Annotated in this window: 10 protein-coding genes; all 10 read right to left on the bottom strand. The window is 46.0% G+C overall.

Annotated elements, in window-relative coordinates:
* On the bottom strand, window positions 1–866 hold an 866-nt coding region (gene dcm / locus Q0218_RS10030; protein ID WP_297969197.1), incomplete at its 3' end, for a DNA (cytosine-5-)-methyltransferase.
* Window positions 863–1,321 carry a hypothetical protein gene (locus Q0218_RS10025; RefSeq protein WP_297969195.1) on the bottom strand — a complete coding sequence of 153 codons (459 nt, stop codon included), beginning with the start codon at window positions 1,319–1,321 and terminating at the stop codon, window positions 863–865. The genes Q0218_RS10025 and dcm, both read right to left, overlap by 4 nt.
* 73 nt (window positions 1,322–1,394) lie before the next feature.
* Window positions 1,395–1,913, bottom strand: coding sequence for a hypothetical protein (locus Q0218_RS10020; RefSeq protein WP_297969193.1), 519 nt, complete (start codon window positions 1,911–1,913; stop codon window positions 1,395–1,397).
* Window positions 1,914–1,925: 12 nt separating this feature from the next.
* Window positions 1,926–2,558, bottom strand: coding sequence for a DUF3164 family protein (locus tag Q0218_RS10015; RefSeq protein ID WP_297969191.1), 633 nt, complete (start codon window positions 2,556–2,558; stop codon window positions 1,926–1,928).
* Window positions 2,546–2,761 (bottom strand): hypothetical protein, encoded by a 216-nt coding sequence (locus Q0218_RS10010; protein WP_297969189.1) that lies wholly within the window; start codon window positions 2,759–2,761, stop codon window positions 2,546–2,548. The genes Q0218_RS10015 and Q0218_RS10010 overlap by 13 nt, the downstream gene beginning before the upstream one ends.
* Window positions 2,762–2,875: 114 nt before the next feature.
* Complete coding sequence (locus Q0218_RS10005; protein ID WP_297969187.1) at window positions 2,876–3,250, bottom strand: DUF1937 family protein; 375 nt, start codon at window positions 3,248–3,250, stop codon at window positions 2,876–2,878.
* A 180-nt stretch (window positions 3,251–3,430) separates the two neighbouring features.
* Window positions 3,431–3,631, bottom strand: a complete 201-nt coding sequence (locus tag Q0218_RS10000; RefSeq protein WP_297969185.1) for a sigma factor-like helix-turn-helix DNA-binding protein — start codon at window positions 3,629–3,631, stop codon at window positions 3,431–3,433.
* A gap of 3 nt (window positions 3,632–3,634) precedes the next feature.
* On the bottom strand, window positions 3,635–4,504 hold the full coding sequence (locus Q0218_RS09995) for an AAA family ATPase (RefSeq protein WP_297969183.1): 870 nt from the start codon (window positions 4,502–4,504) through the stop codon (window positions 3,635–3,637).
* Window positions 4,505–4,692: 188 nt separating this feature from the next.
* Complete coding sequence (locus Q0218_RS09990) at window positions 4,693–7,197, bottom strand: Mu transposase C-terminal domain-containing protein (RefSeq protein ID WP_297969180.1); 2,505 nt, start codon at window positions 7,195–7,197, stop codon at window positions 4,693–4,695.
* A gap of 1 nt (window position 7,198) precedes the next feature.
* Window positions 7,199–7,381, bottom strand: a complete 183-nt coding sequence (locus Q0218_RS09985; protein ID WP_122867058.1) for a hypothetical protein — start codon at window positions 7,379–7,381, stop codon at window positions 7,199–7,201.
* Between the last annotated feature and the right edge of the window lie 26 nt (window positions 7,382–7,407).

Below are 7,407 nucleotides of genomic sequence, written 5' to 3'. Positions count from 1 at the left end.
TTTGACCTTTGAATAACTTTGGGCGTTTCTTGATTGTTCTTGGCCGTCAATAGTGTTGGGCTCACTCCGTCTGTATCATAAATTTGCCTTGCTCTTTTAAACGTAGGTATGTCGAGCTCGCCAGCGACTTTGATAAAAGTATCCGTCCTGCGGTGTCCCTGGTTTGTAGTGAGAGTGTTGGCGATATTCTCGTTTGCGTCTTTGGGGCGAAATGCGCCGTTAAATTTGGGATTTTTGCTGCGAAAAAGTGCCAAAAACCTATCGCTCAAAAAGTATTTTTCCTCTACCTCGCGATCGAGCATATCACCCAAATTTAGCCCTAGCGCCTGCTTTGGAGCATAAGAAAAGGCGTGATATTCGTCTGCGTTCAAAAACCCCACGATATACAACCGCTCTCTATTTTGAGGAATACCGTAGTCTTTCGTGTTGAGAATTTCGGCGTGGCAATGATAGCCTAGCCCGCGCAAAGCGCCCAAAAATCTTTGATAGCTTTTGCCGCCGTCAATGCTTAAAAAGCCTTTGACGTTTTCATAGACAAAAACGCTAGGGCGAGCTTCGCTAACCACGCGGTAAAATTGCCATATCAGGTTGCCCCTTTCACCGTTCTCGCCCGCGCGTTGCCCTGCGATTGAAAAGTCTTGGCAAGGACTGCCGCCTACCAAAATATCTATTTGCCCGGCGTAAGGCCTTGCGTCAAGGCCGCAAACATCCTCGTAAAAAACTATCGGGGCGTCGTGATTGGCCAGGTAGCTTTGACGGGCGAATTTGTCTATCTCGCAGGCAAATACCGTCTCTACTTCGTCAAATACTTCGCGAGCGGCAAACTCGGGCGCGCCGATACCTGAAAAGAGAGTGGCGAGGGTCATATCGCGTCTCCCGCATATACGCTTTTGCCGCTTTCTAGATCGGCGATGATACGCTTTCTTATGCGTTCAAACCCTAGCCTTATAGCCGGATCTTTAGCGCGGTTCTCAAAGCTGCCGTTTGATGGCTCCTCATAGGGCTTCTTTTCTTCTTGCATGGCTTGCGTATCGCGCGGCAAGCGGTAGATCGCCTCGCAGTCTATCTCGCGAAAGATTATGCCCGCTTCTTTGATCGCGGCAAGGTTGTCCGCCCAAAACTCGCGCAGTTTAGCTTTGATATTTTCCTTGTTCAGCTCGAAAGTCTGCTTTGCCGCCGGGTGAGAAAAGACGAAATGCAAATTTATACCGCGGATCGCGGCATACTTAAATATCTTCTCGTTTATTAGTCCGAGCAGGGCAAATTTAGCCATATCGTTTATTAACTTTCGTTTGTTTAGCTCTGTTATAGTTTCGTGCATTTTTAAACCTTTTAAAGAACGTTTAAAGCCGTTTAAAACGCTCTTTAAAGGGCTTAAAGCCCTTTAAATTTAATTATTCCGGTAGCCTAAAGCCCAACGCATAAATCGGATGCAGATTATCTACGTTTTCAAAATTCGCAGCATCTCTAATTTTTATTGCCTCGCTTCTATTCGTTCTAATCGGCACACCGTCCACGCAAAGCATAATGTAGTCTCCTTGCGAGTCCTTGTATTCCCAATACCAAAGCGCGTCATCTATCTTCACGTATTCTTCGCATACTTGATGTTCGGGTATTATCGCGCCGCCCTTAAACTCTATCCCCCCGTCTTCTGTATATCCTTTCACCGTCCATATATAGCCGTTATTTTCATCTAGCATCAACATTTGCGCATCTTTTTCTATCACTTTATCGCCTTCCTCAAATTTGCGATTTTTTGGCTTTACGCGGTAGTCAAAGCATACCCAATCCCACAACGGTTCCTCTACTTTATCCCAACTGTCTTTGCCTGCATAGCTTATTTCTATCGCCTTGCCCATAACATAGGCTTGCATTACCTCGACCATGTATGTTGTTGTTTTCGATTCTTCCATCTTCACCCATCCCTAATCTCTTTCTATCCCCGCAAAATCAAGCACTATCAAATTCACCTCGCCGTCTATCTTGTCTCCCGCGCGCTGCCTAAAGCGTATATAGCTCTTTGAGCCTACGATCTCGGTGGCTTCGTCTATCATAGCCATAGCCTCTTTCCATTTGGCGGCCTCGATTGGGTATTGCTTGAGGCTTAGTATCTGTTTTGCGTCCACTTTGCCATTTTTTACGTCAAAGGCGCGGGTTATGAGAGTGCGTATCTCGGCGTCCGCGCCCTCTACCTTTTCGTCTAGATATTCATCTATCTTTTCTTTAGCTAGCACCAGCCTTTGATCGAAGCTGATTTGCTTTTGCACGCAAATTTGAACCTCTTTGGTGCCGTTAAAACTCTTTAGAGTTACCGCTCCGCTCTTGCTTGAAGATAACCTATCAAGGCCGTATTTTTGACGAAGCAGATCCACGAAGCTTTCGCACTCTTCGTAGGCCTCTTTTTTGATTTTCTTCATCGTCTCATGTAGCTCGTTAGCCTTATTTATGAGTTTTTCTACCAGCTCGTCTTCTAGCTTTTTATCTACGCTCACCATATCGGGGTGAACGTATTCGCCGCTTTTGTTTTCCCAAAAGCCTTTTTCGTCTAGTCTAGGCATCTTTTGCTCCTTGTTTTTGCTTTTCTTCTGTTCGCTCTTACTGTTTGGCTTTTATGTTTTGCACCGGGGGTTATCGCGCTTTTTACAAAGGCTTCTTTACTTCTTCTTGCTTTTGTCGGCGTTAGCGTCGGCGAGCCGCCTAGCGGGCTCGTATCGCCCAGTGCTAGGCTTAGGCCCGCTAACATAGATGCGGTTTTCATCATTTGTTATTCTCCTTTCTAAGATTTTAAATTTCATCGCAAATTTGAGCTTGCAAACGTATCCGTAGACCGTGCAAACGGGCAAATTCGCCTTGGCTTTTTTATGGTTTTTGAATGCTAGAGGCATTCTTCAAACAGTCCACTGTCTTGATTTTGGCTAAAATCGAGCTCGGTAAGCCCTAGCTCGTTAGCGTATTCGCGCTCTTTTTTCATGCCTTGCGATCTAGCAGCATCGGCATGATCTGAAAAATAGATATAAGAGCAGTGGCTAAGCAGTTCAAGTCCTGCGTTTATAGCCTTGTCTCTATCCGTACTTTCATCGAATATCTCGCCAAAAGCTAGCACCGGGCTTATGGGTATATAGCCCGCTTTTATAACCTTTTGACACTCGGCTATAGCAAGCTTTTTAGCGGCAAAAGGCCTATTTATATCGCTTACGTTTAATCCCGCGTAAGGCGTAGCGACGTAGACTAATCTCATCGTTTGTTTCACTCGTTCTCCTTTCTTCAAATTTAAGTCTAAATGCTTATTTATGCCGTCCTTAGACGGCACGATAAACACTTAAATTTTGATCGTATCGACGGCGATTTTGGTCCCCTTTATGCAGATGTATTCGCCGTCTACTTCGTAAAATTTCCTTGAGTAATTTGCTTTTAGTCCTCGTATCATCTTTTAATCCTCTCCCAGATAACTTCTTGCTTCGCCCGCGCCCCTTCTTGCCTCGTCCCGCTGTATCATCGCCATCGTCTCTTTGATCTCTTCCCATTTTTTGCAGTTTCTAGGGTGAGATAGCTTTGCTAGGGCGCTGCGCTCTATCTGGCGCACGCGCTCGGTGCTAAGGCCTAGGATTTGGGCGATCTGGTTTAGCGTCATTTTTTAGCCCAGGATTACCATTTGCGTGGCTTGCTCGATGATCTGCTCGTCTATCTCGCACTCGTTTAGGCTAGCTAGCCTCAATGCCTTTTTATATAGCTTACTAGAACTCCTAAAATTGCCCTTTGAGTACTCGAATATGTTTTTGGCGTAAAATTTCTCGCACTCCTCTTCGCTTAGCCCTCTCATCGTCCATTTGCCGCAGATTCTGCTATATAGCTGCCTTAGTTCGCCGCTTTTGCCCATTAGATTTTTTAGTAGTATCTGCGTGCCGCAAAGGATTAGCGGCATTTTGGCAAAATCGTATATGCGGCGAAGATCCTCGAGCGCTCTTAGCGGTAGATGCTCAGCCTCGTCTATCATTACGATCTTGTCGTTTGATTTTAAAAACCTAGCCGCGGCCTTTAGCTTTGCGTTTAGCCCGTTTGGAGTCTCTATCTTTAGCGCTTCGCATAGATCTTCTAGTAGCACCCTAGCGCTAGTGTGGCAGGTTGCCTCGATTAGCACTACGTTTGGGTTGTTTTTGGCAAATTCTTGTAGTATCGTAGTCTTTCCGCTTCCTGCCGCGCCGTAGATTAGAGCGATCTCGCGCTCGAGTATGGCTTCGTTTATGACGAAATTCGCCATCTTTACGTCCGTACTTACGAAAAACTCGCCCTTTTTTGGCTCGGGTTGCGAAATTTTGCTTTTTTTGTTATGATTGTCGATGTATGAGTTTATTTTTGCGGCGATGGCCTGGCTGTCGCCCTTATAGCTTCCGCTCCTAAATTGGCTTATCAGGCTCGGACTTACGCCAAGAGCTCTAGCCAAAGCCGACATACTTACCGAATTATCTTGCAAAAACGCATCGAGTTTTTTTACGGTTTCTTGCATTGCTTCTCCTTTATTTTTTACTTCGCAGACGAGCCAAGCCCGCCTTTGCGACAAGGAGCTACGCTCCCTTGACCCACCTAAAGCACACCGCGTCTTTCGGACGCGTCGCAATAGGAACCTTGATTTTAAAAACCTTTTAAAAACTTTCAAATACCGTTTAAACGGGCTTTAAAAGCTTTTAAAGGGTTTTAGGCTCTAGCGCAGCCTATCTCCATCCATCCCTTTATCTTTTTGGCTCTTTTAGGGCTTACGTCGCTACCGGCCGCGCTTAAAATTTCATCATTTATCGCGGCGTTAGAGTTTAGATTTTTTGCCTCTTTTAGCGCCGCGTCTATTATCGCCGCCTCATTATTAGCAGGTTGGGGTTTAGGTAGCGCGGCGGGTTTGGCCTCTACTAGGCGCACTGTCTGTTCAAAGCCTGCTTGATGCGCGGTCAATGCCTCGTCCATCTGTTTTTTAGTCTCTTTTAGGCGCTTATTAAATAGTTTTTGCGTCGTTCTAGCCTCTTCGGCGCTCACGCCAAGCTCTAGATCAAGCGTAGAAGCTACGCCGATAAACTCGTTATTCTCGCTCCACACGAAGCACTCGTTTATGTTATTTACGTTTTGATTAACGAATACGCGCTCATGAGCAAACATATCAAGGTTGTAGTACCAGACGTTATCTACGCTGACGCCTTTTTTATGCACGTGTTTAAGCTCTCTTTTGCCTAGCCTTGCGCTGATGCTTAGAGCGTTCATATACACGGCGTCGTCTACTTTTTGGCTATATGCGGCGGCGCAGGTCGTACCTAGTCGCTCGAGGTAGCGAGTGTTTAGGAATTTTTCCGCATACATATCCATGAGCTCTTGCACCTCGTTTAGATTTTTTAGCATCGTTAGGTTTGTTTTGTAACCTCTTTTTAAGCGGCGCTCTTTTTTAGAGCGGAAAAACTCTATGGCTTGGCGCTGCGTGATGTTATGACCGATAAAACCGGCCAAATTTGCGCTAAAGCTATGCTGTAAGGCTCTAAAATTTCGCTCTACGTAGGGCTTTAGCCAGCCGCTATATGCCTTCACGGCCTTATACTCGATCTCAAGCGCGCCCAAGACTTCGCGCATATACTCGCTCTTAAACGCCTTGCCGTTATCGCCTTTGATTACCTTTGGCTTGCCGTAGCGCACGATATATTTAGCCACGGCTCTAGCGATAGCTAGCGAGTTTTCGGTTTCGCTGATGTGAAACGTCGCCACTCCGCTATACGTATCGATTAGGGCTATGATGGTGTAGCGCTTTTGCCACTCTTTTACGTAGCTCTCAAATTCGTTCTTGTCTCTAAAAATAGCGCTGACGTTTTGCCAGCCGATGAGATCGCAAAGATCGCTGGCGTTGCAGATTAGATCTAGCGGGCTGCCGTCTATCTCCACGACTTCGTTTATCGTATTTACGGCGTAGTTGCTGATACCAAGAGCAGGCAAGCCGCGGCCAACCGCTCCGTCTTCGCCGTAAAGGATGATGTTTTTTACCAGCTTGTTTTTGTTTAGGTAGTTGTTTACGAAGCGATTTACGACCTCATAGCTTACGACCTCGTCTTTTTTGCCCTGAAAATCCTCAAAATTTATGAGAGAATTTTTGATCGCGTGATAGTTTAGGCTCCTATAGATGTTTGTTATATCGACTTTGCCCATACCTTTGCACGCTAGTATCAGCTCCACGCAAAGCTGTGCTAGGCCTAGTTCTTCGAGCTTTAGCGTTTTATTATTATCCCGCTCGTCTACCAGCGCGTCCAGGCCGCCTCTTTTATATTTACGTTGCCAGTCGTATAGCTTATTTGCGGTCACCTTTACGCAGCATATCTTTCTTGCGTTGATATACTCCAGAAAAGCGGCCTCGCCGATCTTGCCTTTTGCGTCTTCCCATGCTTTGATTACGTCGTATTTTTCAAATGCAGCCTTGCGTTTTTTGTCCGAACAAGTAGCGATAGCGGGCAAATTTGCAGCGCTCGAAGCGCTTAAATTTAGCCCGCCTTGCTCGATCACCTCGCACTCTGCCGCCTCGTCTTTGAGGGCTATGCCGTTTGCGACTCCTTGGTTCTCGCCCCCAGCCTGAAGCCGTAGACCCCGTTGCCAGTTATCCTGACATTCGTAAACCCCATCTCCCGCATACGCATCGCTATATGCTTTTGCTTCTCCTCGCTCATCGTCTTTTGCGTATGAGCTATCGCTCGCGTCGCTTCTTTGGTTACGTCCATCGCTTCTATTTGCATCGTTTACCCTTTCGTTTTGATTTATCTGCGTCTGCTCTTGATCTCGTCTAGCACCTGTATTAGCGAGGCTGCCGCCAAAAACGCCACTGTTGCGGCCCCGAATATCGACACTATCCCTAGCGTCCAACTTAGTATCTGCATAGATGTCTCCATCGCTCTCTCCGTTAGTGAAATTTAGCGGACGGACGGCAGTATTAACCAAATTTACCGCGGAGGCTTTGTCCGCCCGTGAAATTTCGCTGTTTTTGTTATTGATCAGATCGTCGTCGATCCAAATTTGGAGGGTTTTACCGCCGCGGCCGATACCGTCAGTGTAAGTAAAGTGGCATAAATGACACTTAATAGTGCAAAATTTTTTACAGCTTTTTGTGGCTCGAAAAGCGGCTTTTTCCACGCTTTTGTTATTTACACCCAAAATTTCAGCGGCCTGCTTGGAATTTACCCACATATTACGCTACTTTTACGCCCAGTTTTTTAAAAGCGTTTTGAGCTTTTTTTGAGTAGTATCCGTTTAGGATGCTACCATAGCTAAGCTTATTGTCTCGGCAAAATCTTTTTAGCGTCTTGCCCGTTTTTACCTGAACCTGTTCCGCTACTCCGCCTTTTTTGACGTTGCCGATTAAATCTATCATCGTTTAAGTTTCCTTTGATATAATTT

This window comes from uncultured Campylobacter sp., assembly GCF_938039245.1.
In the GTDB taxonomy this organism is placed as follows: domain Bacteria; phylum Campylobacterota; class Campylobacteria; order Campylobacterales; family Campylobacteraceae; genus Campylobacter_A.
The sequence above is the reverse complement of the archived record's forward strand: the minus strand, read 5'-3'. Positions and strand labels throughout refer to the sequence as shown.

Bases quoted from the DNA above. Each gene is read 5' to 3' on its own strand.
- Q0218_RS10025 (WP_297969195.1), bottom strand. From the start codon at position 1,321: ATGCACGAAACTATAACAGAGCTAAACAAACGAAAGTTAATAAACGAT.
- Q0218_RS10020 (WP_297969193.1), bottom strand. From the start codon at position 1,913: ATGGAAGAATCGAAAACAACAACATACATGGTCGAGGTAATGCAAGCC.
- Q0218_RS10015 (WP_297969191.1), bottom strand. From the start codon at position 2,558: ATGCCTAGACTAGACGAAAAAGGCTTTTGGGAAAACAAAAGCGGCGAA.
- Q0218_RS10010 (WP_297969189.1), bottom strand. From the start codon at position 2,761: ATGATGAAAACCGCATCTATGTTAGCGGGCCTAAGCCTAGCACTGGGC.
- Q0218_RS10000 (WP_297969185.1), bottom strand. From the start codon at position 3,631: ATGACGCTAAACCAGATCGCCCAAATCCTAGGCCTTAGCACCGAGCGC.
- Q0218_RS09995 (WP_297969183.1), bottom strand. From the start codon at position 4,504: ATGCAAGAAACCGTAAAAAAACTCGATGCGTTTTTGCAAGATAATTCG.
- Q0218_RS09990 (WP_297969180.1), bottom strand. From the start codon at position 7,197: ATGTGGGTAAATTCCAAGCAGGCCGCTGAAATTTTGGGTGTAAATAAC.
- Q0218_RS09985 (WP_122867058.1), bottom strand. From the start codon at position 7,381: ATGATAGATTTAATCGGCAACGTCAAAAAAGGCGGAGTAGCGGAACAG.